This window comes from Sphingobacterium sp. SGR-19 (assembly GCF_011043555.1).
Lineage (GTDB): Bacteria > Bacteroidota > Bacteroidia > Sphingobacteriales > Sphingobacteriaceae > Sphingobacterium.
In genome coordinates this window covers 447,311-472,635 of record NZ_JAAKGS010000002.1, presented here as the reverse complement: position 1 = coordinate 472,635, position 25,325 = coordinate 447,311, and the positions used below count along the sequence as shown (strand labels likewise).

The 25,325-nt window shown below is 40.9% G+C and carries 26 protein-coding genes; 14 read left to right on the top strand and 12 right to left on the bottom strand.

Annotated elements, in window-relative coordinates; all coding sequences use genetic code 11:
* Window positions 1–135: 135 nt before the first annotated feature.
* The gene (floA, locus tag G5B43_RS05620; RefSeq protein WP_165293730.1) at window positions 136–1,119 is read right to left on the bottom strand and encodes a flotillin-like protein FloA; all 984 of its coding nucleotides are present in this window, start codon (window positions 1,117–1,119) and stop codon (window positions 136–138) included.
* Window positions 1,120–1,393: 274 nt separating this feature from the next.
* On the opposite strand from floA, the gene G5B43_RS05615 reads away from it, so the two are divergent.
* The 9 genes from G5B43_RS05615 (at window position 1,394) to G5B43_RS05575 (ending at window position 9,558) form a co-directional block, all read left to right on the top strand.
* Window positions 1,394–2,074 (top strand): hypothetical protein, encoded by a 681-nt coding sequence (locus tag G5B43_RS05615; protein ID WP_165293729.1) that lies wholly within the window; start codon window positions 1,394–1,396, stop codon window positions 2,072–2,074.
* Window positions 2,071–2,391, top strand: coding sequence for a hypothetical protein (locus G5B43_RS05610; RefSeq protein ID WP_165293728.1), 321 nt, complete (start codon window positions 2,071–2,073; stop codon window positions 2,389–2,391). The genes G5B43_RS05615 and G5B43_RS05610 overlap by 4 nt, the downstream gene beginning before the upstream one ends.
* Window positions 2,392–2,484: 93 nt before the next feature.
* Window positions 2,485–3,990, top strand: a complete 1,506-nt coding sequence (locus G5B43_RS05605) for a response regulator (protein ID WP_165293727.1) — start codon at window positions 2,485–2,487, stop codon at window positions 3,988–3,990.
* Window positions 3,991–4,014: 24 nt separating this feature from the next.
* The gene (locus G5B43_RS05600) at window positions 4,015–4,527 is read left to right on the top strand and encodes a response regulator (protein WP_165293726.1); all 513 of its coding nucleotides are present in this window, start codon (window positions 4,015–4,017) and stop codon (window positions 4,525–4,527) included.
* Window positions 4,515–5,345 (top strand): CheR family methyltransferase, encoded by an 831-nt coding sequence (locus G5B43_RS05595; protein WP_165293725.1) that lies wholly within the window; start codon window positions 4,515–4,517, stop codon window positions 5,343–5,345. The genes G5B43_RS05600 and G5B43_RS05595 overlap by 13 nt, the downstream gene beginning before the upstream one ends.
* Window positions 5,342–6,946 carry a response regulator gene (locus G5B43_RS05590; RefSeq protein WP_165293724.1) on the top strand — a complete coding sequence of 535 codons (1,605 nt, stop codon included), beginning with the start codon at window positions 5,342–5,344 and terminating at the stop codon, window positions 6,944–6,946. Before G5B43_RS05595 ends, G5B43_RS05590 begins: the two co-directional genes overlap by 4 nt.
* Before the next feature lie 78 nt (window positions 6,947–7,024).
* Window positions 7,025–7,561: a plastocyanin/azurin family copper-binding protein gene (locus tag G5B43_RS05585; RefSeq protein ID WP_165293723.1), complete on the top strand. Its 537-nt coding sequence runs from the start codon at window positions 7,025–7,027 to the stop codon at window positions 7,559–7,561.
* Between the two features lie 131 nt (window positions 7,562–7,692).
* The gene (gene lpdA / locus G5B43_RS05580) at window positions 7,693–9,099 is read left to right on the top strand and encodes a dihydrolipoyl dehydrogenase (RefSeq protein WP_165293722.1); all 1,407 of its coding nucleotides are present in this window, start codon (window positions 7,693–7,695) and stop codon (window positions 9,097–9,099) included.
* Between the two features lie 54 nt (window positions 9,100–9,153).
* Entirely contained in the window at window positions 9,154–9,558 is a 405-nt protein-coding gene (locus G5B43_RS05575) for an acyl-CoA thioesterase (protein WP_165293721.1), read from the top strand.
* 2 nt (window positions 9,559–9,560) lie between these two features.
* On the opposite strand, the gene G5B43_RS05570 is transcribed toward G5B43_RS05575, so the two are convergent.
* On the bottom strand, window positions 9,561–9,866 hold the full coding sequence (locus G5B43_RS05570; RefSeq protein ID WP_165293720.1) for a DUF3817 domain-containing protein: 306 nt from the start codon (window positions 9,864–9,866) through the stop codon (window positions 9,561–9,563).
* 246 nt (window positions 9,867–10,112) lie between these two features.
* Between G5B43_RS05570 and lpdA (G5B43_RS05565) the strand changes: the two genes are divergently transcribed.
* Complete coding sequence (lpdA, locus tag G5B43_RS05565) at window positions 10,113–11,501, top strand: dihydrolipoyl dehydrogenase (protein WP_165293719.1); 1,389 nt, start codon at window positions 10,113–10,115, stop codon at window positions 11,499–11,501.
* A 32-nt stretch (window positions 11,502–11,533) separates the two neighbouring features.
* On the opposite strand, the gene G5B43_RS05560 is transcribed toward lpdA (G5B43_RS05565), so the two are convergent.
* The 4 genes from G5B43_RS05560 to G5B43_RS05545 are packed head-to-tail and all read right to left on the bottom strand — an operon-like array spanning window position 11,534 to window position 14,253.
* The gene (locus tag G5B43_RS05560; RefSeq protein WP_165293718.1) at window positions 11,534–12,541 is read right to left on the bottom strand and encodes a LacI family DNA-binding transcriptional regulator; all 1,008 of its coding nucleotides are present in this window, start codon (window positions 12,539–12,541) and stop codon (window positions 11,534–11,536) included.
* A 31-nt stretch (window positions 12,542–12,572) separates the two neighbouring features.
* Entirely contained in the window at window positions 12,573–13,133 is a 561-nt protein-coding gene (locus G5B43_RS05555; protein ID WP_165293717.1) for an HAD hydrolase-like protein, read from the bottom strand.
* Entirely contained in the window at window positions 13,130–13,597 is a 468-nt protein-coding gene (locus G5B43_RS05550) for a hypothetical protein (RefSeq protein ID WP_165293716.1), read from the bottom strand. Before G5B43_RS05550 ends, G5B43_RS05555 begins: the two co-directional genes overlap by 4 nt.
* Window positions 13,598–13,602: 5 nt before the next feature.
* Complete coding sequence (locus G5B43_RS05545; protein WP_410528480.1) at window positions 13,603–14,253, bottom strand: ABC transporter ATP-binding protein; 651 nt, start codon at window positions 14,251–14,253, stop codon at window positions 13,603–13,605.
* A gap of 81 nt (window positions 14,254–14,334) precedes the next feature.
* Between G5B43_RS05545 and sucC the strand changes: the two genes are divergently transcribed.
* From sucC to G5B43_RS05530, 3 genes are all read left to right on the top strand, one after another.
* Window positions 14,335–15,528, top strand: coding sequence for an ADP-forming succinate--CoA ligase subunit beta (sucC, locus tag G5B43_RS05540; RefSeq protein WP_165293714.1), 1,194 nt, complete (start codon window positions 14,335–14,337; stop codon window positions 15,526–15,528).
* 473 nt (window positions 15,529–16,001) lie between these two features.
* Window positions 16,002–17,447 (top strand): asparagine--tRNA ligase, encoded by a 1,446-nt coding sequence (asnS, locus tag G5B43_RS05535; RefSeq protein WP_206367252.1) that lies wholly within the window; start codon window positions 16,002–16,004, stop codon window positions 17,445–17,447.
* A 73-nt stretch (window positions 17,448–17,520) separates the two neighbouring features.
* Complete coding sequence (locus G5B43_RS05530) at window positions 17,521–18,141, top strand: L-threonylcarbamoyladenylate synthase (RefSeq protein ID WP_165293713.1); 621 nt, start codon at window positions 17,521–17,523, stop codon at window positions 18,139–18,141.
* On the opposite strand, the gene G5B43_RS05525 is transcribed toward G5B43_RS05530, so the two are convergent.
* From G5B43_RS05525 to tilS, 5 genes are all read right to left on the bottom strand, one after another.
* Window positions 18,136–18,450 (bottom strand): DUF721 domain-containing protein, encoded by a 315-nt coding sequence (locus G5B43_RS05525; RefSeq protein ID WP_165293712.1) that lies wholly within the window; start codon window positions 18,448–18,450, stop codon window positions 18,136–18,138. The genes G5B43_RS05530 and G5B43_RS05525 overlap by 6 nt on opposite strands.
* Window positions 18,443–19,546, bottom strand: a complete 1,104-nt coding sequence (recF, locus tag G5B43_RS05520) for a DNA replication/repair protein RecF (protein ID WP_165293711.1) — start codon at window positions 19,544–19,546, stop codon at window positions 18,443–18,445. The genes G5B43_RS05525 and recF overlap by 8 nt, the downstream gene beginning before the upstream one ends.
* 5 nt (window positions 19,547–19,551) lie before the next feature.
* A complete protein-coding gene (locus tag G5B43_RS05515; RefSeq protein ID WP_165293710.1) occupies window positions 19,552–19,872 on the bottom strand; it encodes a DUF4834 family protein in 321 nt (106 codons plus the stop codon).
* Window positions 19,873–19,956: 84 nt separating this feature from the next.
* Complete coding sequence (locus tag G5B43_RS05510) at window positions 19,957–20,448, bottom strand: hypothetical protein (protein ID WP_165293709.1); 492 nt, start codon at window positions 20,446–20,448, stop codon at window positions 19,957–19,959.
* Between the two features lie 5 nt (window positions 20,449–20,453).
* Window positions 20,454–21,788, bottom strand: a complete 1,335-nt coding sequence (gene tilS, locus G5B43_RS05505) for a tRNA lysidine(34) synthetase TilS (protein ID WP_165293708.1) — start codon at window positions 21,786–21,788, stop codon at window positions 20,454–20,456.
* A 357-nt stretch (window positions 21,789–22,145) separates the two neighbouring features.
* Here tilS and G5B43_RS05500 point away from each other — a divergent pair, with 357 nt between their 5' ends.
* On the top strand, window positions 22,146–24,641 hold the full coding sequence (locus tag G5B43_RS05500; protein ID WP_317167471.1) for an OstA-like protein: 2,496 nt from the start codon (window positions 22,146–22,148) through the stop codon (window positions 24,639–24,641).
* 91 nt (window positions 24,642–24,732) lie between these two features.
* Here the strand turns inward: G5B43_RS05500 and G5B43_RS05495 are convergent, their stop codons facing one another.
* Window positions 24,733–25,311: a non-canonical purine NTP diphosphatase gene (locus G5B43_RS05495; RefSeq protein WP_165293707.1), complete on the bottom strand. Its 579-nt coding sequence runs from the start codon at window positions 25,309–25,311 to the stop codon at window positions 24,733–24,735.
* Between the last annotated feature and the right edge of the window lie 14 nt (window positions 25,312–25,325).

Genomic DNA, 25,325 nt, shown 5'->3' with positions numbered 1-25,325 from the left:
TTTGTACTGTAATCAATGCGAAACATCAGCGATTACAGTATAAAATTGTCTTTTCATAATTTAGGTTTATAATTGGTTAGTAGCAAACCCTGGCGCCCATCGCCAGGGTTTTGTTTTTAGAACAATTCGCTTTCGTTATGGCTTCCCCTTGCCTCCCGACGTTGGTTTAGAAATGGAAGAGCGCATTTCTGTATCCGCCTGCATATTTTGCATTTTATAGTAATCCATAATACCCAAATTTCCACTTCGGAACGCCTCAGCCATTGCTAATGGAACCTGCGACTCTGCTTCGATAACTTTCGCTTTTGCTTCCTGCGCCTTCGCACGCATTTCCTGTTCGGTAGCTACTGCCATTGCCCGACGTTCTTCTGCTCGGGCATTTGCCACTTTCAGATCCGCTTCTGCTTGATCTGTTTGCAACTTCGCACCAACGTTTTCGCCGATATCGATATCGGCGATATCAATGGATAAGATCTCAAATGCTGTTCCTGAATCCAAACCTTTAGAAAGCACGGTTTTAGAGATATTATCGGGATTTTCCAATACTTGTTTATGGTCTATAGCAGATCCAATGGTCGTCACAATCCCCTCTCCTACCCGGGCTAATATGGTTTCCTCTCCTGCTCCACCAACCAGCTGATTGATATTGGCCCGTACGGTTACCCGCGCTTTCGCAATGAGTTGTATACCGTCCTTTGCAACCGCCGCAACAGGTGGTGTATTGATGACCTGCGGATTCACGGACAGCTGTACAGCATCAAAAACGTCCCGACCGGCTAGATCGATAGCAGTGGCTAACTTGAAATCAAGCGGAATATTCGCTTTGTCCGCAGAAATAAGCGCTTTGATCACTTTATTCACATTGCCGCCGGCAAGATAATGGGTTTCGATTTCATTCGTAGAGATACGTAATCCAGCTTTGGTCGACGTAATCATCGCATTGGTCACCAACGACGGTGGCACTTTCCGCAGACGCATCAACACTAAATTTAAAAGACTGATTCTTACATTGGAAAGTTGCGCCGTAAACCAAAGGTTCACCGGCAACAGGTATATCAGTACAAAAAAGGCAACAACTCCTCCGACAATAATTAAAATTAAGCTAATTTCAGGTCCCATACGTTATAATATTAATTTAAGTAACTCCTTAAAGATATTATTTTATTTCGCATTTTAAACAACTTAATTGATAATAGTGGACACAGACTGTACAAGGGTTGGACACTTGTTAACGTGTCACCTCATAAATTATTTTTAGATATAGCCATCTTTCTATCAGTCAATTGCTATTTTTGTACCAACGGGCATCTATCTAAGAGAAAAGCATTTAGGACGTGAATAGAGGTTCGATGATTGTTTAAATTGCCCTTTAAGATACGATGCGGATAGTCAAATGAAAAAAAATGTAGGCCTGAAATGGCAATTGTTCATCGGCATAACACTAACCTATATCTTAATTATAGGTGCTGCCCTATACTTCTTCAACGGAATCGATAAACAGATTGAAAAATTTAAAGGCGTCGGCTCAAAAATACAAGGTCAGATAAACTCCGTGCATGAATTTGACAGCGTTGTCAATGGGCTCAACCAATCGGCAGATGTTCTGAAAACTAGAACCTATATATTGATAGCTTTTCTGATGCTTGTCCTCTTGTATATCCTGAATAGGATAGTAAAAACTATACGAGAGCTTAGGCAGCGTTCTAAAGAGACCCATTTGTTGAATAAGGAAATCCAAGCGGCTCAAAAAAAGATCGAAGATAGTAACTGGGTGCTAAGCGAATCCAGCAAACTTAATGAGCGGATCAGTGGCGTGGACGACGACAATAAGATTGCGCAGATTGCTTTTAACACCATTTTGGAAGCCATCGAACCACATGCTGCAGCGATATATATAAGAAAAGTACATTCGTACGAATATGAACTAAAGCAACACATTGGCGTAGATAGCACATCCAAACTGCCGGAGTCCTTTCTGGAAGGTGAAGGCTTGTTAGGGCGTGTTGCAAAAAAGAGGAAACTACAGGTTATCCATGAAAATGTGGAGAAATACTCAGCTCCTCCAGTTCATTGAGTTCAAATCAAGTTCAGACTATCCTTTTAATTCCTTTTGTAGAAGATAGTCGAACATTGGGCGTACTTGAAATCGAAGGTAACTATACTGATGATGTCCTGCCGAGAATCAAAGGTTATATAGAACGTATTGCGCGCGTTTTAGCCATCGCTATAAAAAGCGGGCAGGCGCATATGTTGGTAGAAAATCTTTTGGAAGAAACGCAACAACAAAAGGAGGAGTTGGAAGCACAGCAGGAAGAACTGCGTATTACCAACGAAGAGCTCATCTATAAAACGAATTTATTGGAAGCATCGGAAGAAGAGCTACGTGTGTAACAAGAAGAACTGCAACAAGCCAATACCGAATTAGAAGAAAAAGCCAAACAACTAACGTCACGCAATGAAGAACTGAACGCGGCGCAGAAAACTGTGGAAGAAAAAATCAAGGAGGTAGAGCTTGCCAGCAGGTATAAATCGGAATTTATGGCAAACATGAGCCATGAACTTAGAACGCCACTCAATAGCATTTTAATTTTAGCCAAACTCTTACAAGATAATAAAGGGGAAACGCTCAATGCCGATCAAGTCAAATATGCTTCTGTTATCCACAGTGCGGGCAGTGACTTGCTACAGCTTATCAACGAGTTATTAGATCTTGCAAAAATTGAAGCGGGGAAAGTCGAACTCAACCAAGATATTATCCGTACACAGGAATTTGCAGACAACATCGAAAGTTTATTTGCCACTGATGCACAAAAAAAAGACATACAATTCGACATCACTATCCATGAGGGGGTCGCTCTAACCTTTGTCTGTGATGATTATAGGTTAGAGCAGATACTAAAAAGTTTCCTTTCAAATGCCTTCAAATTCACGGATAATAAAGGAAAGATCAGATTAGCCATTACAAACGATAACGACTACTTGAAATTTGCCGTTTCGGACACCGGGAAAGGTATATCCAATGAAAAACAGCAGTTGATTTTTGAAGCGTTTCGCCAGGAGGACGGTTCTACGAGCCAAAAATACGGAGGCACGGGTTTAGGCTTATCCATCAGCAGAGAAATCGCTATATTATTGGGAGGGCATATCTCCTTAACTAGTGAAATCGATAAAGGGAGTACATTTACGCTAACCATCCCTTATCAAGCAAACGAAAAGAACGCCACATCGCTTAGGCAACAATTGACAATAAATACGGTCGCCGATTTAGAAGCAAAAGATATATCCGCTCCCGAGACCACGCCGATCCCTACCGCAGCAAAGCATGAAAATGGCCCGGACGCAACCCGCACGTTACTCATCGTGGAGGATGATATTAATTTCGCTGAAATTTTACGTGAATTTGCCGAACTATATGGCTTCCAGGTCATGTTAGTACACAACGGTGTCGACGGCATACAAAAGGCACGGCAATTTAAACCACAAGCCATGATATTGGATGTGATGCTGCCAATATCGGACGGTTGGGAAGTACTGCGCACGCTAAAAGCGGATCCCGAAACCAAGCACATTCCTGTCCACATGATGTCCGCAGCCACTTTCAACCAGCGCGAGTTTATCGAAAAAGGCGCTATTGGTTTCCTATCGAAACCCGTTTCTGAAGGTGCATTACGAAAAGCCTTTGAAAATATTCAGCTTAATATTAATAAGGAAATCAAAAAAGTATTGTTGGTCGAAGACCAAGAATTTCAGAGTGATGTTATAAAATCGGCATTTGCTGAACACAACATTAATGTTATCCAAGCGTTCTCGGCGAAATCTGCCCTCAGTAAACTCCAAGAAGAACAAAGTATCGACTGTGTCATACTGGACATCAAACTTCCCGATGCGAACGGGTTGGATGTTTTAGACCAGATTAAGTCTATCCCGTCCTACGCTGATATACCTGTTATTATTAACACCGCCTATGATCTTTCAACTGAACAGATATAGCACATCAGGCTGCATACCAAGGCCATGATACTTAAGTCTAGCAAAAGTAATAACCGATTGATAGACGAGGTTACTTTGTTCCTAAATAAAATAAGCTCAGACGATTATACACCTATAAAGAATATTGACAAACTTAAAAAGAATAATCAGCAATCTGGTAGTCTTGAGGGGAAAAAAGTATTGATTGCCGACGATGATATGCGCAACGTTTTCGCCTTAACCACTACACTTCAAGAGTATAATATGGAAATCGAAATCGCCAATAATGGCATAGAAGCAGTAGAGATCGCCAATAATAATATCGGAAAGATCGATATTGTTTTGATGGATATCATGATGCCGGAAATGGATGGTTATGAAGCGATAAAGAAAATTAGAAAGCATAAACAAAACGCTAATCTGCCTATTATTGCCGTTACGGCAAAGGCCATGCAAGGCGATAGGGAAAAATCAATACAGATTGGTGCAAGCGATTATATTAGCAAACCGATCGACATTGACAAATTAATATCGTTGATGCGTGTATGGCTAAGTTAACATCCACCCACATCAGTTTTCAGGAACTTCAGGACATTGTAGAGTTAGTGGGTAAAGTCTCTGGTTTTAATTTAATGGGTTATAGTAAATCTTCACTAAAACGCCGTATCCAGCGTGTGATGGATATAGAGCAGATGGATGTCGTAGATTTGAAAAATGCTATTATCAATGTGGAAGGTTTTCACACATATTTAATGAACGAAATTACCGTTAACGTAACGGAGATGTTTCGGGATCCGCTCTATTATAACGCTTTACGTAGCAACGTTTTCCCCTATCTTGAAACCTTTCCCCGCCTCAAGTTATGGAGTGCAGGATGTTCCACGGGAGAAGAGGTGTATTCCTTAGCTATCATGTTGACGGAGGCGGGTTTATACAATCGTAGCTTCATCTACGGTACGGATGTAAATAGCATCGTGCTCGAAGTTGCAAAAAAAGCAATATATCCACTTAAAAACATCAAATTATACACCGCTAACTACAATGCCACAGGCGCATTCAATAGTCTATCAGATTATTACACAGCCATGTATGATGCGGCTATCATCCGTACTGATATTCGGAAGAACATACTCTTTTCCCAACATAACCTTGCTACAGACTATGTGTTTAATGAGTTTCAGTTCATATCCTGTCGGAATGTGCTTATTTATTTCGATTTAGAACTTCAAAACCGCATATTTCATCTATTTTACGAATCCTTAAGCAAGTTTGGCTTTTTATGTCTTGGCACAAAAGAAACATTGTTCCATCATGAAATCATGTCTAAATTCAAGGTGATAAACAAAAAGTTTAACATTTATCAAAAAATAATATGAAGCCTGTTAATCTTCTCATTTTAGATGACAAGGAAGAGAACATCATCAGTTTATCTGCATTACTTTCGGAAGTCGAACACATCAACATCATCAGCTCAACTGATCCGAATGAAGCACTGAAGATCTGTTGGAAAAACGATATCGCGATTGCTTTGGTAGATGTGCAAATGCCTGAAATAAATGGCTTTGAGTTTGTTTCACTACTGAAATCAAACCCGAAGACCAACCATATCATGGCCATCATGGTAACAGCAATTTCCAAAGAAGATAAATACTTGTTGAAAGGATTGGAAAGCGGAGCGGTTGACTACCTCTACAAACCCCTCAACCCAGAAATCACGGTAGCAAAAGTTACCTCTTTTGTCCAGCAAATTCACATACAAGAGGAAATCAAACAGAAGAACGTTGCGTTGGAAGAATCGCAAAGACAACTCATCCTTGCAAAAGAAGAAGCAGAAGAAGCTAGTCGATCAAAAGAAAGCTTCCTCGCTAACATGAGCCACGAAATCAGAACGCCAATTAACGGCATTGTCGGTATTATACACATCCTCCGAAATACACAACTTAGCAACGAACAACGCGACTGGATCAATCGGCTAGACAGTGCTTCAAACTCACTTTTATTAATCATTAATGACATCCTGGACATATCCAAGATAGATTCTGGCATGATGAAAATAGAATATGAGAATTTTTCCATCCATCAAAAATTGATGGACATCAATAACTTCTTTAAAATAAAAGCACTCGATAAAAGTCTCGCCTTCGAGACGGATATTGACCCACAATTACCGGAATATATAAAAAGCTCACCTATCCGTATACAACAAATTATAAACAACTTTATATCCAATGCCCTGAAATTTACCGAAGAGGGCAAAATCACGTTGAAAGCAAGTGTAGTCGAACAACTGAACCTACATTATACGATTAAGTTTACAGTGACCGATACGGGAATAGGTATCAAACCGGAAGCAATTGACAAGATATTTCTGGCTTTCGAACAGGGAGACGACAGCATAACGAAAAAATATGGTGGAACGGGTCTGGGACTTGCTATTGTAAAGAAATTGGCAGACTTGCTACATGGAAAAATCGAAGCAAAAAGCACATATGGAAAAGGCTCCGAATTTTCTTTCCAAGCCACTTTCGAAAAAGTAGACGATTTTAGACAAGAAGAAACACGAGATACAAAAACCACTTCATTGCTGCATAAATTTGATAATGTGCGAATCCTAGTAGCAGAAGACAACGAGCTAAACAGTTTTATGCTCCTACACATCCTTAAATCTTGGGGTTGCAAGGTCGATCTTGCAAAAAATGGAAAAATAGCCCTAGAATATGTCAATGAACGCGACTATGACCTTATTATGATGGACACGCACATGCCCGTCATGTCAGGATTCCAAGCGATACAAGAGATCAAAACACATCCTAATCTGAAGAAAGCTTATACCCCTATCATCACTATTTCTGCATCGGTATTGCAACACGAACAAGATGCCGCATATAAAGCGGGAGCAGATAGTGTAATTGGGAAACCTTTTGATCCTATAGATTTATATCATAAAATTGACAAACTTATTTCAAAAAGGGGATGATACCTTGATTATAAAATAATATTAGCTAAATTTGCTTAAAGCATACACACATATAATTTATATTTAACTTTCTTTAAAATGAAAAGATTATTTGTTTTTCCAGCGATCGCGATCGCATTGTCGTTTGCGGCTTGCGGTGGTTCAGAAAATAAAAACACGTCGACTACAACAGAAGAAACAACCACAACTGGCTCGGGAAGTGCAACAACAGAAACTGTTCCAGGTATTGAAAACGTGGAACTATCCAATAAACTTGTCGTCGAAGGCAACGACCAAATGAAGTTTGACAAGGAGCTTTTACGTGTGAAAGCTGGTGAAGAAGTTGAACTGACGTTAAAAAACGTGGGTGAATTACCTAAAGAATCTATGGGGCACAACTTCGTTGTATTGGCTCCGGGTGTAGATGTTGCTACGTTCGGCGGAGAAGCTGTTGCTGCTGCTGATAATGACTATATTCCTAAAACATCTTTAAGCTCTGTCGTTGCACACACAAGATTATTAGGACCAGGGGAAGAAGATACCATTACGTTTACCTTGGAAAAGGGTGTTTATACCTACATTTGTAGTTTCCCAGGACATTTCGGCGTAATGCAAGGTAAAATCGTTGCTGAATAATAAGATAGTTCTTAAAACAGCTTTACAAAAGGCGCTTATCTTGGATAAGCGCTTTTTTATTTTACGCATTAAATACAATTAAATTTATTTAAATCGTTAACTTTGAGGCCGAAAACTACAATACTATTTTTATGCAATACGACGTAATCGTTATAGGAAGCGGCCCCGGTGGATATGTTGGCGCTATTCGCTGTGCCCAGCTTGGACTAAAAACGGCTGTAATCGAGAAATATAGCACTTTTGGAGGAACCTGTTTAAATGTAGGCTGTATCCCTTCCAAAGCATTATTGGATAGCTCAGAGCATTACCACAATGCAGCACACAATTTTGAAGCACACGGAATAGGTTTATCTAACCTCCAAATCGACGTGAAAAAGATGATGGAGCGTAAAAATGAGGTTATCTCGCAAAATACGGCCGGTATTACGTTTCTTTTTAAGAAAAACAAAATAGACACTTACGAAGGTGTAGGGTCTTTCATCGATAAAAACACGATTAAGGTCACTAAAAAAGACGGCAGCACGGAAGAGCTGAAAGCAAAAAACGTCATTATTGCCACAGGTTCAAAACCTACGACGCTCCCATTTTTACCAATTGACAAAAAAAGGATCATCACTTCTACGGAAGCCTTAAACCTTCAAGAAGTGCCTAAGCATCTTATTGTCATCGGCGGTGGTGTAATTGGCTTAGAATTGGGGTCTGTTTATGCACGACTTGGCGCGAAGGTATCGGTTGTGGAATTTGCTAAATCTATCATCGGCACCATGGACGCCGGTTTAGGGAAGGAACTACAACGTGTGCTAAAGAAAAATCTAGGTATGGAATTTTTCTTAGGTCACAAAGTGACCGGTGCTACTGCGAAAGGTAAAAAAGTAACGGTAACTGCGGAAAATCAAAAAGGTGAGGCTGTTTCCTTGGAGGGTGACTACTGTATTGTTGCAGTCGGAAGAACTGCCTATACAGAAGGCCTTGGGTTAGACAATATTGGAATCAAAACCGAAGAACGAGGAAACAAAATTCCCGTTAATGAGCACCTGGAAACATCCGTGGAAGGTATTTATGCAATCGGCGATGTCATAAAAGGTGCCATGCTTGCCCATAAGGCGGAAGACGAAGGTATTTACGTAGCTGAACGAATTGTTGGACAAAAACCGCACATCGACTACAATCTCATCCCAGGGGTGGTATATACTTGGCCTGAAGTAGCTTCTGTTGGAAAAACGGAAGAAGAATTGAAAGAAACAGGCGTAAAATATAAAGCAGGTTCGTTTTCTTTTAAAGCATCTGGACGTGCTAAAGCTTCTGGAGATACCGACGGTTTTATTAAAGTTTTGGCGGATGCCGAAACCGATGAGGTATTAGGTGTACACATGATCGGCCCACGTGCAGCCGATATGATCGCGGAAGCCGTTGTCGCCATGGAGTACCGGGCGTCGGCTGAGGATATCGGCAGAATATGCCACGCGCACCCGACATTTACGGAAGCAATAAAAGAAGCAGCATTGGCTGCGACAGCAAATAGAGCAATTCACGCTTAAATAATTAAAAGGCAAGATCGATTATCTTGCCTTTTTTAATTAATCATTGACATTATGAATTTTCACACTAGAAAATGGATAAAACCCGAAGATCTAAATCCCAATGGCTCTCTGTTCGGTGGGAGGTTGTTAAGTTGGATAGATGAAGAGGCCGTAATCTATGCAATTGTACAATTAGGCAATCCTCATGTTGTCACGAAATACATTTCCGAGATCAATTTTGTAAGTTCCGCTAAGCAGGGCGATATTATAGAAATGGGCATCACGGCGACACATTTCGGCACAACATCCATCACCATGCGGTGTGAAGTGCGCAACAAGATTACCCGAAAAACCATACTTTCGATCGACAAGCTTGTATTCGTCAATCTGGACAAAGACGGCAATCCTGTACCCCATGGAAAGACAGAGATCACTTATGCCTACATGAGCATCGACTCCTTTCCGGACAAGCAATAAGGCTAAAGTGTATCGGTCGTCTTTTGTGCGTGAATCTGACGTTTAACATCCCGCTCTACCCAAAAGGATACAATAGGTATTAAGGAAGCCAAAAAGTATTTTACCACGCGGCTAGCGGGCCATTTATATTCGTTCCAGCACATAACCAGCAGAATAACAAACAGTACGACTAAAAAACCATGAATTGAGCCGGCAATACGAACGGCCTCCGGAATATCTGCCAGATATTTCAAGGGCATAGCGATGAAGAAAAGTATAACAGTGGAGATAGCCTCCCACAATGCAATTTGCTGAAAAATACGTAGCATAATGATCGATTAAAAGTTTCCGCAAACATACGTTCTAAAGTCCAATAGCGAAGTATTTTAATCATCTATTGACCAAATGCTGACATGTGATCAAGAATATGGCATTTGTATGGAACAAGATGAAAAAAATATGTATTTTTGGAACGTTCATATGCGAACAAAGTCTTTTACTACAAAACATTTAAATTAAATGCGTACTCAGAATACCCATTGTACGGTAAATACGCTTAAAAACAAATACACATTATGAACTACGACATCATAGTAATCGGTAGTGGTCCAGGAGGATATGTTGCTGCCATCCGCGCATCTCAGTTAGGCTTTAAAACAGCCATTGTGGAACGCGAAGCATTAGGCGGCATCTGCTTAAACTGGGGCTGTATCCCGACGAAAGCTTTATTGAAAAGTGCACAGGTATTTGAATATTTAAACCACGCCGAAGAATACGGAATCAAAGTTCAAGGTGGAGAAGCTGACTTTTCTGCCATTGTAAAGAGAAGCCGTGGCGTCGCTGATGGCATGAGCAAAGGTATTCAGTTCTTAATGAAAAAGAACAAGGTTGATGTCATTATGGGTACGGCTAAAATTAAAAAAGGCGGTAAGATAGAGGTGAAAGGTGCTGATGGTTCGACCAAAGAATACACTGCTAAACATACGATACTGGCGACAGGTGCCCGTTCGCGCGAATTACCTAACTTGCCTCAGGATGGCAAGAAGATCATCGGCTATCGTCAAGCGATGAACCTTCCTAAGCAACCTAAATCACTCGTCGTTGTCGGGTCTGGCGCTATTGGTGTGGAGTTTGCCTATTTTTATAACGCTGTTGGCACAAAAGTGACTATTGTTGAATTTATGGACAGAATTGTACCTGTAGAAGATGAAGAAGTTTCCAAGCAATTGGAAAAATCTCTTAAAAAAGCAGGTATCGATATCATGGTCAAATCCGAGGTACAATCCGTAGATACTAAAGGTGACCTATCGAAAGTTTCCATTAAAACAGCAAAAGGCACGGAAACTATCGAAGCAGAAGTTGTACTTTCTGCTGTAGGTATCACACCAAATATCGAAAACTTAGGCTTAGAAGAAGTTGGCGTAAAAACGGATAAGGGCCGAATTGTAGTGGACGATTTCTATAAAACAAACGTAGAAGGTGTCTATGCCATCGGTGATATCGTAAAAGGTCAGGCTTTAGCACACGTTGCTTCTGCCGAGGGGATAACTTGTGTAGAGAAAATTAAAGGTCTACATGTCGAACCTATTGATTACAATAATATTCCTGGATGTACCTATTGTTCGCCAGAAATTGCTTCCGTCGGTTACACCGAGAAAGCTGCTAAAGACGCTGGATATGAACTTAAAGTAGGTAAGTTCCCGTTCTCCGCTTCAGGTAAAGCGTCCGCAGCGGGAGCGAAAGACGGATTTATCAAGTTAATTTTTGATGCTAAATATGGCGAGCTTCTCGGAGCCCACATGATTGGAGCCAATGTGACGGAGATGATTGCCGAAATCGTTGTTGCCAGAAAACTGGAAACCACAGGGCACGAAATGATCAAAGCCGTTCATCCACATCCAACCATGAGTGAAGCCATTATGGAAGCTGCGGCTGCCGCTTACGATGAAGTAATTCATTTATAATTATAAAGAGCGAGGCATGTGTCTCGCTCTTATTATTTTAGTACCAGTTTTGATTCAAAAACCACTGTTTCCAATGCTACTTCAGTGTCATTGGCACCAATATGTTTAAATAGAATTTCAGCCGCTTTACGTGCTTGTTGGTCGGGGTATTGTTCTATACTTCCCATCGGCGGATTTTCCATATATTTCCAGAGCGGATAGTTTGCGTAGCTGATAAAGAAAATATCTTTCTTTTGTACCAATCCCCTCTGTCGCACATATTTCATCACATCCAATGTGACAAAATCATTAAAAGACACGATCGCCGATGGACGCTGGGGTAAAGCCAATAATTTGTCTATTGCCTCGGTATTTCCTTGTTCCGTCAAATCGGTATGGACGACATAACGTTCATTGTATTCTAGTTCTTCACTTTCCAACGCTGCCTTATAGGCTTCTACCCGCTCCTGTGACGCCAATAAATTTTCCGGTCCATTGATCAGTGCAATATTTTGATGTCCTATCGAAGCAAATGCCTGGATTGCTTCACGCATACCCGTAGAAAGATCACTATATACTTTATTCACTCCTTCAATTTTTGGGACACAATCGAAAAAAACAATAGGAACTTCAGCGTCGTTCAACATCTCGACAAAACTCAAATCTTCCGTGTTTTTCCCCAAGGACATTAAGATTCCGTCCACCCGATGCTTCTTGAACGTTTGGAGAATCTTCAATTCGCGCTCCGCATCGTCATGTGATTGCCCCATGAGCACCGTATAGTCGCGTTCTCCTGCCACCTTTTCGATTTCGCTTATCGCGGAGGAAAAGAAGGGCTCGGAAAGACTGGGAAGAACAACACCAATTGTAAATGTCCGCCGTTGCTTAAAAAAAATAGCGGTCTGGTTAGGTTCATAATTCAATTCTTCAGCAATCTTTTTTACTCGCATAGTCGTGACCAAGCCTATACTCGGATGATCATTTAACGCCCGTGAAACGGTGGAGGGTGATATTTTCAATTTACGCGCAATTTCCTTTATCGTTGTAGGCTTTTTCTTCATGCCAATGTGTATTTATTAGTAAAACAAACTATCAAAATCCTGATTCATTTCCCGCGATGACTTGTATTTCATCCGCCGGTACATTATACTCCTCTACAAGATAATCAATAGGCTCCATACTACGAAACTCCAATTCGCGTATAAAAAACACCTTTAACGACGGTAAAAATTCGGTTAATTCTTGCCAATCTATGTGTTTCAGTTTATTCAGTTGCTCTACGGGGTTTCCGTCGGTCAGTATCCCAACTTTCTTACCCCTCTCGAATAAAGATAGCAATAATGTTTTGATATTGTCTTTTAAAATAAGCTTCAGTGGCAAATGGGCATTGGCCTTCAGCCTTTCAAAATTTTCATGGTACTTCTCACTTAATTCAAAGTGCGCTACCGTTTTCGGCAACACGACGCTTTCGTCTGCTATTTCTAAAGTTCGCTTCATAAAATGTACAATCTCCGTTGCGAGAGGGCGTCCTTCTGTATATTCCACAAAATTGGAAAACAAATAATATACCTGCAACAAATAATCCCGTTTAGGATATAGTACATCGTCGATTTCAAAAACATAAACCGACTTATCAAAATTTTTATCCATCATTCAATAACACACCATACAGGTTCTTCACCTGAGTCAGACAACATGCCTACGCCCGAAAAATGGCTATCACATAACTGTTCATCTGTCAGCAAATCTTTTCCTGATTTCAGCACATGAACGCTACCAGATGGGTTTTCGAGAATGAAACGGTCTTCCAGATCGTAAGGCAATAGAACGACTATCCCATACTCTTCCAGTAATACCCTAGCTTCATTTAGTGGTCGCCATTCCATTTTTCCCAAAGGAAGCACCATCTGATACCCACTATCCAAACACAATTTTAATATTTCATGCGCGAACGTGGGGTTTGCTCCTGTCGGAATCCGATTATAACGCTGTTTTAGCAATATATCCGGAAACGGTTCCGAACTAGCGTAAGCCACTTCGTAACGTGAAGACAATAGTCTACCGACACGCTGAGCAAAAGGCCGTGTACCGTAAGTTATTAAAATACTATCTATCATTTATTTCAAAGAATCTGTCCATCGCGCATGTGAACCGTACGGTCTGAGATATTCGCCAGCTCCTCATTGTGCGTAACAATGATAAAGGTCTGGCCAAGCGAGGCACGTAGTTCAAAAAACAACTGGTGCAAAGAAGCGGCATTCTCCGAGTCGAGGTTGCCGGAAGGTTCATCGGCCAGGATTAGTGCTGGTTGATTGATTAATGCCCGCGCCACCGAAACTCTTTGCTGCTCACCGCCGGACATTTCCGATGGCTTATGTTGGGCACGATGCTGGACTCCCAATCTTTCCAAAAGTTCCATACCGCGTTTTTCTGCCTCTTTTTTCCCAACCTGGCTGATAAATGCCGGAATACAAACATTTTCGAGCGCTGTAAATTCCGGTAGTAGATGATGAAATTGGAATACAAAACCTATATGTTTATTGCGAAATAAACTCATTTTCTTTTCACTCAGTTCACTTACGTCCGTACCGTTAATGACAATCTGTCCACTATCTGGTCTGTCGAGCGTACCGATAATATGTAGCAATGTACTTTTGCCTGCACCCGATGCGCCAACAATAGAAACAATCTCTCCTTTTTCCACAAAAAGATCTACACCGCGTAAAATCGGCAGTTGACCGAAAGACTTATATAGCTGGTTTGCTTCCAATATCATGATACGAAGGTAATAAACAAAAAATAATTACTTGCCCTTTCCATTTAAAAACCATAATTTTACGACAAATTTTTTAAGATGAACATTCACGAATATCAAGCAAAAGAAATACTTAAAAGTTTTGGCGTAAGAGTTCAAGAAGGAATCCTTGCAGAAACTCCTGAGCAGGCTGTTGAGGCTGCACAGACATTAAAACAAGATTTTAACTCGGACTGGGTGGTCGTAAAAGCACAAATCCATGCCGGCGGCCGCGGTAAAGGTGGTGGTGTGAAATTGGCAAAAAACCACGATGAGGTGTTGCAACGTGCAACAGATATCATCGGCATGCAGCTGGTTACTCCACAAACAGGTCCCGAAGGGAAAAAAGTAAGTAAAGTTTTGGTTGCACAGGATGTATATTACCCTGGAGAGAGTGAAGTCAAAGAATTTTATGTTTCCGTTTTATTAGACCGGGCAACAGGACGTAACATCATCATGTACTCTACCGAAGGCGGCATGGACATTGAAGAAGTTGCTGAAAAAACTCCTCACTTAATTTTCAAAGAAGAAATCGACCCTAAGGCAGGTTTACAAGGTTTCCAAGCACGTAAAATTGCTTTCAATCTAGGTCTTTCAGGCGCTGCACATAAAGAAATGGTGAAATTCATCGCTGCTTTGTACAAAGCGTACGATTCTATTGACGCATCATTGTTCGAAATCAATCCTGTATTGAAAACATCAGATGATAAAATCCTCGCCGTAGACGCAAAAGTCAATTTTGACGAAAACGCACTATACCGTCACACAGACTATGCTGCTTTGCGCGACTTAGCAGAAGAAGATCCTACGGAAGTAGAAGCAGGAAAGTCTAATTTGAATTATGTAAAACTGGATGGTAATGTAGGCTGTATGGTAAACGGTGCCGGATTGGCTATGGCGACTATGGACATCATTAAACTTGCTGGCGGTGAACCAGCAAATTTCTTGGACGTAGGTGGTACAGCAAATGCGGAAACCGTAAAAGCTGGTTTTAATATTATTTTGAAAGACCCTAACGTAAAAGCTATTTTGATCAACATCTTTGGTGGTATCGTTCGTTGTGACCGCGTTGCACAAGGCGTAATCGATGCATACCAGGAAATTGGAAACATCCCTGTGCCTATCATCGTTCGTCTTCAAGGTACAAACGCTGCAGAAGCCAAAAAATTAATTGATGAATCCGGCTTGCAAGTTTACTCTGCTATCTTGTTGAAAGAAGCGGCAGAATTAGTAACGAAAGTACTGAAAGGATAATAAAGACAATGTTATAAAAAACCGGTTTCCTTTCGAAAACCGGTTTTTTTTATTAAAATATTTTTTTATGTTCTTTTTTTAGAAAAAAGAACGAAAAAATCGTCGCTTCGGATGTTTTACATCTGGGATAGTACGAAGAATGAATTTGTGCAGTTGTAAAACATCCGGATGCGACATTAGAGGTTAAGATGGGGATGGTGCATGGCGTGCTGAAAGACAAACTGGCCGTGTGTACTGCGTAAATAAATGCGATCAGTAAGGTAAGTGATGACGCGGACTAAAATGACCTTATATTGTTCTGCGGCCATTTTTTCTGCCGGCTATTCCGTTAAAAACAAAATAATGTTTGAGCGAAGCGAGTTTTATTTTGTTTAGGAATAGACAAAGAAAAATAGCAGAACCATATTCAGTCTTGATTTTTTGTCTCCTTTTTTATCAAGAAAAAAGGAGAGTATAATAATACTATTATTAAAATGGAACACACACGTATAAAAGAGTTATTAAAAACAGAAGAATTCGGTAAAGAAGTCATTGTCAAAGGTTGGGTACGGACTTTCCGTAACAATCAATTTATAGCGATCAACGACGGTTCGTCTATCAACAATATACAGGCTGTTGTAGATTTTGAGCATACGAATGAAGCCTTATTGAAACGGATAACAACGGGTGCAGCAATACGGGTAAAAGGGCAACTTGTAGAATCTCTGGGGAAAGGGCAACGTGTAGAGATTAAAGTTAATGAACTGACTATCCTAGGCGATTCAGATCCAGAGAAATATCCATTACAACCGAAAAAGCACAGTTTGGAATTTTTACGGGAAATAGCGCACCTACGTTTTCGAACGGGTACATTTAACGCCATATTTAAAGTGCGCAACGCGCTAGCATTTGCCGTGCATAAATTCTTCAACGAACGGGATTTCGTGTATATGCATACGCCCATTATTACTGGTTCTGACGCGGAGGGTGCTGGCGAGATGTTCCAGGTAACAACCTTGGATTTAAATAATCCTCCTCGTACCGAATCGGGCGAAATAGACTTTAAAGAAGATTTTTTCGGTAAACCGACGAACCTGACGGTATCCGGACAATTAGAGGGTGAGCTGGCGGCAATGGCATTGGGCAATATCTATACTTTCGGTCCTACCTTCCGGGCAGAGAACTCGAATACAACGCGCCATCTAGCCGAGTTCTGGATGATTGAACCCGAAATGGCTTTCTATGAGCTAGAAGATAATATGGACTTAGCGGAGGACTTGCTGAAATACGTCATTCAATATGCGCTAAATACCTGTCCGGAAGAAATTGAGCTACTGAACAGCCGTCTATTGGAAGAAGAGAAATCAAAACCTCAGAACCAACGTTCTGAAATGGGGCTGATTGAAAAATTGAACTTCGTAATCGAAAACGATTTTGAACGTGTCACTTATACAGAGGCTATTGAAATCCTCAAAAGAAGCAAGCCCAATCAGAAGAAGCAATTCAAATACCTTATCGATGAATGGGGTGCGGATTTACAATCGGAACACGAGCGCTACTTGGTAGAAAAACACTATAAGAAACCGGTAATTCTGACGGACTATCCGCGCGAAATCAAATCGTTCTACATGAAACAGAATGAACCTGATGCGCAAGGTCGCCATACGGTACGCGCAATGGATATCCTATTTCCAGGAATCGGTGAAATGGTAGGTGGCTCACAGCGGGAAGAAAATCTTGGCAAGCTGCTCACCCGTATGGCCGAAGTCGGCATCCCCGAGGAAGAGATGGATTGGTTCCTAGACACGCGTCGTTTCGGATCTGCTCCACATTCAGGTTTTGGTGTAGGTTTTGAACGCTTGGTGTTATTTGTAACCGGGATGACCAATATACGAGACGTTATTCCGTTTCCAAGAACTCCCAAAAACGCGGAATTTTAATAAAAGGGTAAAACCGCTGAACTTTTTTAACTTTCAGCGGTTTTATTTTTATAGCTTCTTATCATTATATCACATGCTTTTAAGAATATACGAAGAGAATCCGAATCCGAAATTTATCGAACAGGCGGTAGATGTTCTCAAAAAAGGTGGTGTCATTATATATCCTACGGACACCGTATACGGTATCGGCTGTGATATTACAAATCAGAAAGCCATTGAACGCGTATGCAAGATCAGAGGCCTTAAACCAGAAAAGTCCAATCTATCGTTTATATGTTATGATTTGACCGACATTTCGCAATACACCAAACCCTTTGACACAGCTGTATTTCGTGTATTAAAGAAAACGCTACCGGGTCCTTTCACTTTCATCTTCAATGCCAGCAGTCAAGTTCCCAAACTCTTAAGCACGAAAAAGAAAACCGTGGGTATCCGCGTTCCGGATAACAATATCGTCCGCGAAATTGTCAAAGAACTAGGCAATCCGATTGTTACTTCGTCCATCCGTGATGAAGATGATATCATCGAATATTCTACTGATCCTGAACTGATATATGAAAAATATCAAGACCTTGTTGATTTGGTTATCGACGGTGGTTATGGAGGCAATGTCGCGTCGACGATTGTCGATGTTACATCAGGAGAATTTGCCGTAATAAGAGAAGGAAAAGGTGATCTCGAAGAATATTTATAGGATTACAAACTCTTCTACCACAACGTGTCCAACATATTCGTTCACACGGCCGATAATCTGACGGCGCATCAATGCCAATTCATTCTTAATCACCGCTGACTCGACCTTAACAAACAATTTTTTATCGTGGATGTAAATTTTCTGGGTACGGTTAGCAATAGCTTTCCCGATAATATCGGGCCAAGCATTCACTATCGATGATTCATCATATTTGGAGCGTAGACGATAAGTTTCAATCCATTTCTCGATAGCCTCCTTGATGCCGACATCATCTTTAGTTGGGATTTCATCCTGTTTCTTCTTATACATCAATAGTGCCCCCTTTCACTTCAAAAATACGAATTGGTTGCGCTATTTCAACAAAAATATCTTTTATTCTTTCCGCATCCGTATCTGTAATGAAAATCTGTCCAAACTCGTCCTCTGAAACAAGCTGCATAAGCTTTTTTGTTCTCTTATCATCCAACTTGTCAAAAATATCATCTAATAATAACAGCGGCTTATATTTTTTCTTGCTTCGAAGGAAACTGTATTGTGCCAATTTTAAGGCAATCAAAAAAGATTTCTGCTGGCCTTGCGAACCGAATTTTTTTAATGCCATATCATCATGGATCGTAAACAACAAATCATCTTTATGAATCCCTTGCGAGGTCCGCTCCAATACGCGATCTTTTTCCAAGCTATTCCGTAGCAACGTTTCGAAATCCGTTCCCATTAACGGTGATTCGTAAACCAACGAAACCTCCTCTGCTCCTTCTGTTAAGAATGCATAGTATCGTTCAAATTCGGGAAGAAATTCATTCATAAACTGCTTTCTTCTTTCAAATATCCGCTCCCCTACTTCGCTCAACTGCAAGTTCAAAATCTCCAATACTCCCAGATCCAATACGCCTTTTTCCTTCACCTGTTTAAGCAGCGTATTGCGCTGCAAAAGAATCTTATTATACTGGATAAGTATATCTAAATAATGATTATCTGTTTGGGAGATAACATTATCCATGAATTTACGTCGTTCTTCGCTTCCTTCCGTCACGATAATCGTATCATTAGGAGAGATCATGACCAACGGAAATAACCCAATATGATCCGCCAGACGTTGGTAATCCTTTTTATTACGTTTAAATTGCTTTTTCTGATTTTTTTTTAAGCTACAAGAAATAACATCCGGTACTTCGTCGCGTTCAAATTCACCTTGCACGATAAACCAGTCGAAGCCCTTTTTGATATGCTGTGAGTCGATCGGATTAAAATAAGACTTGCATAAGGCAAGATAGTGTATAGCATCAAGTAAATTGGTCTTCCCGGCACCATTTGCTCCAGCAAAAGCATTTATCTGGGGCAAAAACTCCAAAGAGGATTCGGTATAGTTCTTAAAATTGAAAACTGAAAGTTGCCTTAACCACATCCGGCCTACTTAACCTCCTCGAAATCAATAAACTCCCCTGCAGTTTGCGTTCCTTTTTTTGATTTAGCATCATCCTGTGGTACATAATCCACACGTACCTCCCCCTCTTTTTTTGGTGGAGTTTGTTGCTTAAATTGATCAAAAGGATTTCCTCCGGTCGTATAATAATATGTACCGCGTCCCCCCCCTGTAGATTGTTGCTGTTGCGCTTTATTCATGAGACGCTCCGTCATTTTACGCAATGCAAAAGGCATTAAGAGACGAAATAAGTATTTTAATCCATAAAAGACAAGCAAAAATATAGCGAGTATTTTAAGTAGTTCCATGCGTTTTACGTTTTTATCAAATTTAGCAAATTAATTCTTTTTTTACCGTCAACAGAATGTCAGCATCAGAACCGTTAACAAAATTTAAGTATTTAGCTTTCGCTTAGCCTCCATAATAGCGCGTGCTAACTCTTCTGCTTTGTGCGAACCGATAATATATATCAATCCCTCTTTATCCGTCAGCCATACGGCATCTTTTCCTCCCGAATAAAAACGGATTTTTCCCCCTTTATGCAAATTATAAACCGGATTATTGAAAATAAAAGAACTATATGGTTTTAATTCTACCTTAGCAATATTATACAAGTCTATTTTAACTAATTTAGACGACCACAGCCCACTTAGGATCAAAAACTTTCCCTCCACTGTCGTTTTATAATGCACCATGTAAATCATTATGATGGAGACGACAATAACACCTGTCCCGACAATGAAAAACAATTGTCTCGAAGGCATATTTTCTATATTTAAATAATACGCTACAAAACAAAATAGAGCCAATATCATCCGTACACTAATCCACGTAGCATCCCGTCCTAAATATTGTTTTTCCTGAAAAAAATAATGTCCGCTCATAGCTTTTATTTACAAACTAAAGTAAAGACTTTTTTTGTACTTTTCGTTATCCTATACCGATTATCTGCACGATAGTTAACAATCCATACGATATCGCCGTTTCCATTGATTAATATAGGAATTGTCACCTTCGCATACCGTCCTATTTTCTTCTGGATGAAGTAGTCACTTACCTTTTTACTTTTGCCTTCCATGCCGAGCGGATAAAAATAATCACCCTCTTCCCAGAACCGCAATTTCAGCGGAAACTGCAGCTTTTCATAATCCAACTGTAGCACATTTTCTGATGGGCAGATAGATGTGTTCCCTCCTATCGATATTTCGAATAGCTTATCTGCAAAAGAAAAAAAAGAAGTACTCGTTTGTATTTCTATAGCCGAACCGGAGAAGTGTTTTTCTGCCTTTGCTTTCAGCCAAATATCGTCCCTATCCAACAATAACTCATATTCCGGCGAGTGGAATATTTTACCCGATTCACCATTCCAATGTTCCCGCATATCTGCCAAAACATTTTTAGAGAAATCATAAGGTTTAAACAGCTCAAACAATAAAGGAAGCCGATGAAGATAGGGTTGCAATTTTGATTTCTTAATGCGGATTAAACTGTCTTCTGACATAAACAGTTCCTCTCGAATAGGTAAAACAAACGATTGAAGCAAATCATACGCTTCTTGAAAATGAACAATATTCTCCCGCATGATATCGTCAAATTCCGCACTAATTTCCCGAAACTTAGGTATAATTTCCAAGCGCACTTTATTTCGTGCGTACTTTGTAGAAAAATTAGATTGGTCGTCCCGAAATGGAATCTGCAATTCCTTTACGTGGGTTGTAATTTCTTCCGATGACAAAAAGAGTAAAGGTCTAATTATATTTCCTCTTTTCGGAAGAATCCCCTGTAGCCCCTGCAGACCTGTTCCTCTCGTCAGATTAAGCAACACCGTTTCGATATGGTCATCTTGATGCTGTGCGACAGCAATCCAATCGACACCTTGTTGTATACGCAGTTCTTCAAACCAAGCATAGCGCAGTTCACGTGCCGCCATTTGGGTGGACACACCATACTGCTTTGCGTAGGCATTCGTTTGGAAATGCCGAGCAAAGAAAGGAACTTTATTTCGTTCCGCAAACACGCTTACCAGCTGCTCATCTAAGTCAGCGTCCACTTCGCGTAAATGGAAATTACAATGTGCTATGACACAAGAATAGCCAGATGCTATGAAAAGATGCGCCATTAACATGGAATCTCGTCCACCACTAACTGTCAGCAGGACTTTATCGTCCACACTAACATCCAATGTTTCTTGCATATATTGTTGAAAACGATGAACCAAATCCATAGTTCAAAGTTAAGTTTTTCTTTATACTTTTTTTCCCGCAAAAAAAGTATGCAAAAAAGCTCGTCGCTTCAGATATTTGAGAAAAAGGGACCGTGCTAAGGATGGGCGTCTACAGACCTCAAATATCTGGATGCGACCTAAAAAGTTAAAGGAGGGTTCATGCAATTGTATTATCCCATTCTTAAACGCTAATGTCGCATCCGAATGTTTTACAACTGTACAAATTCATCCTTAGCACGATCCAAAATGTAAAACATTCGAAGCGGGAGCTTTTTGCTTCTTTTTCGCGGGGAAAAAGAAGATGAAAAAATTTTGCTTTAACAAATTTTTGCTATTTAATTAACTATTTTTGCCTCCGTGAAATACTGTTTTGCTCTTATTTTAAACCTCGTGTGGCTCACATCGCTATTTGCCCAGGAAGAGCTACGTCTTATCTCTTCGAGGTACAGCACGATTATCGATCAACAGGGATTCAGCAGTATTCAACCTGTTTATGCACACAAAGGAAATACCTTGTCTGCAGACAGTGGTATCATCTACGAAGATGAAATTGGTCGACAGTTCTTTGAGGCTTTCGGCAACGTCGTTATCACCCAACCATCGGGAACAATCATCTACTCCGACCGCTTGCATTATGATGCCGCTCCACAGATTGCCACGTTAACGAATAACGTCCGCATGGTAGATGCCAATTCGGTTTTAACTACAAATCATCTCATCTATAAGATGCGTGACAAAATAGGTAATTATACCGGAGGAGGACGGATTGTCTCCAAAGGTGATACCATTACCTCGCGAAATGCTTATTATTTCGAAAACACACAAGATGCCTATTTTCGAAATAAAGTCGTTGTGCGTACGCCCGATGTAAAAATTTATACCGATACCATGCGTTACAATTCAAACCAGCGCATGACGTATTTCTTTGGACCAACAAACATCAAAGGAAATAGTGGTGAAAATCTGTATACCGAAAAAGGCAATTATAATACAGAGACAGGCATAGCCAATTTCTCCAAAAACAATTTATATACAGAAGGAACACGTTTCTTAAAGGGCGACAGTCTTTACTACGATAGGGCTACAGGTGTAGGAAAAGCCTATCGAAATGTTGTATTTGTCGATACCTTGGACAAATTCTACGCCTACGGCGGTTACGGTTTATACGACCAGGCGGATGAATCTATTACGATGACCGACAAACCTCTGATCACGATGGTAGTTGAAAATGACTCTACCAGTTCTACACCCCCAGATAGCACAGCTATCACGCCCATAGATTCCGTCAAAACCGACTATTCTGAAAAGGCAAAAGCGAGAGAAGGTGAAACATCGCAGGAAGAGATCATTCAGGTAGAAGAAGACGATATACCGACAGGTCAAGAAATTATAACGGATATAGACTCTACGCAGATGCAGCTTCCGCGAGATACTGCCAAAGTAGATTCCGTGTATATGACGGCCGACACGCTCTATTCGCGCGTGATTATGCTACGGGATTATAAAGCACTAGATTTCAAGCTAGACCGGAGTGGCGGAGAAATTGAGACCGATGAGGATATCGATTACGGCGACGAGGATGACTATGGCTCGAATGACAACGGCGTAGAAACGGATAGTCTAACGCAACTGTCCGACTCTGTTAAAACCACTATCGATAGCGTCTCCAGAGATAGCATTTTTGTTAACGGGGTAATAGATAGTATAGAGGCTTCAGCGGCAAAAAGAATCGAAGAAAAATCAACGATAGATAAGGCTACAGGAATCAAAAAAGTCACTCCAATAAACTCCACTAAACCAGCAGCAGTTGTCAAGGAGGCTGCCCGGGCAGATATTCCGCGAAGCATGGCACAAGACTCCGTATTACGACAGCAAGCTGTCATTCCGGAAGAAGCTACGGCAGACAGCCTCATCAATCAGGCGATAGCTAGCGCTCAAACCCCAGACACCACCTTCAAAGATACCACTGATGACGCTTATCTAGACACCGCTCGAACGCGGATTGTTAAAGCGTATTATAATGTCCGCTTGTTCAAATCCGATTTACAGGCGGTTGCCGATTCGGTATACTATGGCATGGCAGATTCCATGTTCCGCTTTATGGGACGCCCGATGATATGGGCAGAAGGATCGCAGATTTCGTCCGACACGATCTATATGCAGATTCAAAACCAGCGAATGGACAACGCTTTACTGATCAACAATGCCTTTATGGTCAATGCAGTGTTAGATACGGTGAAATTTAATCAGCTCAAAGGACGTAAGATTACCGCTTTCTTCGCCAACAATTCTATTGACCGGCTCTACGTAGATGGAAATGCGGAGAACCTAACGTTTGCGACCAATGATAAGACCCATCGGATAACGGAGATGTTCCACGATCGTGGCGCGCGGATCAAAATCAAAATGGAGGGCAAAAAAATCATTGACTACATCACGATACGGAAAGTAGACCAAAAGCTTTACCCCTTTAAACAAGTGACGCAGGAAAACGAGGTGTTACCGGGATTCATTTGGCGACCGCAAGATCGACCGAAATCAAAAGAAGACATGATGAACCGGAAACGGGAGATAGAGAAACCAGAAGCACCCCCAGGAGGTGCTCCGGACGGAAACTCGCCTAGCATTCCGGATGACATAGTGGAAAATCCAGACGAGGAAACTTCATCAACTTCAGGAAAGGAAGAAGAAACCGAATCGGAAAACGGAGCACCTCAGCAAACCGAAGAAGAAAAGGAAGCGGCGTCTCCTGTAGAGACGAGTGAAACAGAAATCGAGCCGAAGAAACCGGCACCAGAAGCAGCGCAACCGGAAAAAGAGGCAGCAACAGGTTCAAGAGGTACAGCAAAATAACGGAAATTTCGAATAAGCTATCTTTATGTCCCATCTTCACATTATACTTTGAGGAAGTATATCTATGGTTTATAACGCAATAACTAAATACCTAATCAGCATTATCTTTCAAAAACGCCGCTAATTTCCCTACCGCAATAGCCCGATGGCTGATTTTATTTTTCTCTTCGGGGGTCATTTCCGCAAATGTTTTATCATAGCCTGCAGGAATAAAAATAGGATCGTAACCAAAACCTCCCGCCCCCCTACGCTCATGAATGATATGTCCTTCAATAACACCCTCAAAGAAATATTGTTGTTTATTCAGAAAAAGCGAAATTACCGTTCGAAAACATGCCGTCCGTCCCGGATTATCACCCAATCTGGATAATACCAAGTCGATATTCCTTTCCATATCACGCGACCCGGAATAACGGGCAGAATAAACACCAGGCTCTCCGTTCAGCGCATCAATTTCCAATCCGGAATCATCGCCGAAACAATCCAGTCCGTATTTATGGAAAAGATAGTCTGTTTTCTGTTTGGCATTCTCTTCAAAGGTCACGCCGGTTTCCGGAATATCATCCGAACAACCGATATCAGCTAAAGATTTTATAGTAAACCTATTCCCAACAATCGCTTGAACCTCTTCAAGCTTATGGGCGTTGTTTGTTGCAAAAACTAATTCCATTTTTCGTAATTCGT

Excerpts from the sequence above, each read along its gene's own strand:
- floA (WP_165293730.1), bottom strand. The coding sequence starts at position 1,119 with ATGGGACCTGAAATTAGCTTAATTTTAATTATTGTCGGAGGAGTTGTT.
- G5B43_RS05615 (WP_165293729.1), top strand. The coding sequence starts at position 1,394 with ATGAAAAAAAATGTAGGCCTGAAATGGCAATTGTTCATCGGCATAACA.
- G5B43_RS05600 (WP_165293726.1), top strand. The coding sequence starts at position 4,015 with ATGATACTTAAGTCTAGCAAAAGTAATAACCGATTGATAGACGAGGTT.
- G5B43_RS05595 (WP_165293725.1), top strand. The coding sequence starts at position 4,515 with ATGGCTAAGTTAACATCCACCCACATCAGTTTTCAGGAACTTCAGGAC.
- G5B43_RS05590 (WP_165293724.1), top strand. The coding sequence starts at position 5,342 with ATGAAGCCTGTTAATCTTCTCATTTTAGATGACAAGGAAGAGAACATC.
- G5B43_RS05585 (WP_165293723.1), top strand. The coding sequence starts at position 7,025 with ATGAAAAGATTATTTGTTTTTCCAGCGATCGCGATCGCATTGTCGTTT.
- lpdA (WP_165293722.1), top strand. The coding sequence starts at position 7,693 with ATGCAATACGACGTAATCGTTATAGGAAGCGGCCCCGGTGGATATGTT.
- G5B43_RS05575 (WP_165293721.1), top strand. The coding sequence starts at position 9,154 with ATGAATTTTCACACTAGAAAATGGATAAAACCCGAAGATCTAAATCCC.
- G5B43_RS05570 (WP_165293720.1), bottom strand. The coding sequence starts at position 9,866 with ATGCTACGTATTTTTCAGCAAATTGCATTGTGGGAGGCTATCTCCACT.
- lpdA (WP_165293719.1), top strand. The coding sequence starts at position 10,113 with ATGAACTACGACATCATAGTAATCGGTAGTGGTCCAGGAGGATATGTT.
- G5B43_RS05560 (WP_165293718.1), bottom strand. The coding sequence starts at position 12,541 with ATGAAGAAAAAGCCTACAACGATAAAGGAAATTGCGCGTAAATTGAAA.
- G5B43_RS05555 (WP_165293717.1), bottom strand. The coding sequence starts at position 13,133 with ATGATGGATAAAAATTTTGATAAGTCGGTTTATGTTTTTGAAATCGAC.
- G5B43_RS05550 (WP_165293716.1), bottom strand. The coding sequence starts at position 13,597 with ATGATAGATAGTATTTTAATAACTTACGGTACACGGCCTTTTGCTCAG.
- sucC (WP_165293714.1), top strand. The coding sequence starts at position 14,335 with ATGAACATTCACGAATATCAAGCAAAAGAAATACTTAAAAGTTTTGGC.
- asnS (WP_206367252.1), top strand. The coding sequence starts at position 16,002 with ATGGAACACACACGTATAAAAGAGTTATTAAAAACAGAAGAATTCGGT.
- G5B43_RS05530 (WP_165293713.1), top strand. The coding sequence starts at position 17,521 with ATGCTTTTAAGAATATACGAAGAGAATCCGAATCCGAAATTTATCGAA.
- G5B43_RS05525 (WP_165293712.1), bottom strand. The coding sequence starts at position 18,450 with ATGTATAAGAAGAAACAGGATGAAATCCCAACTAAAGATGATGTCGGC.
- recF (WP_165293711.1), bottom strand. The coding sequence starts at position 19,546 with ATGTGGTTAAGGCAACTTTCAGTTTTCAATTTTAAGAACTATACCGAA.
- G5B43_RS05515 (WP_165293710.1), bottom strand. The coding sequence starts at position 19,872 with ATGGAACTACTTAAAATACTCGCTATATTTTTGCTTGTCTTTTATGGA.
- G5B43_RS05510 (WP_165293709.1), bottom strand. The coding sequence starts at position 20,448 with ATGAGCGGACATTATTTTTTTCAGGAAAAACAATATTTAGGACGGGAT.
- tilS (WP_165293708.1), bottom strand. The coding sequence starts at position 21,788 with ATGGATTTGGTTCATCGTTTTCAACAATATATGCAAGAAACATTGGAT.
- G5B43_RS05495 (WP_165293707.1), bottom strand. The coding sequence starts at position 25,311 with ATGGAATTAGTTTTTGCAACAAACAACGCCCATAAGCTTGAAGAGGTT.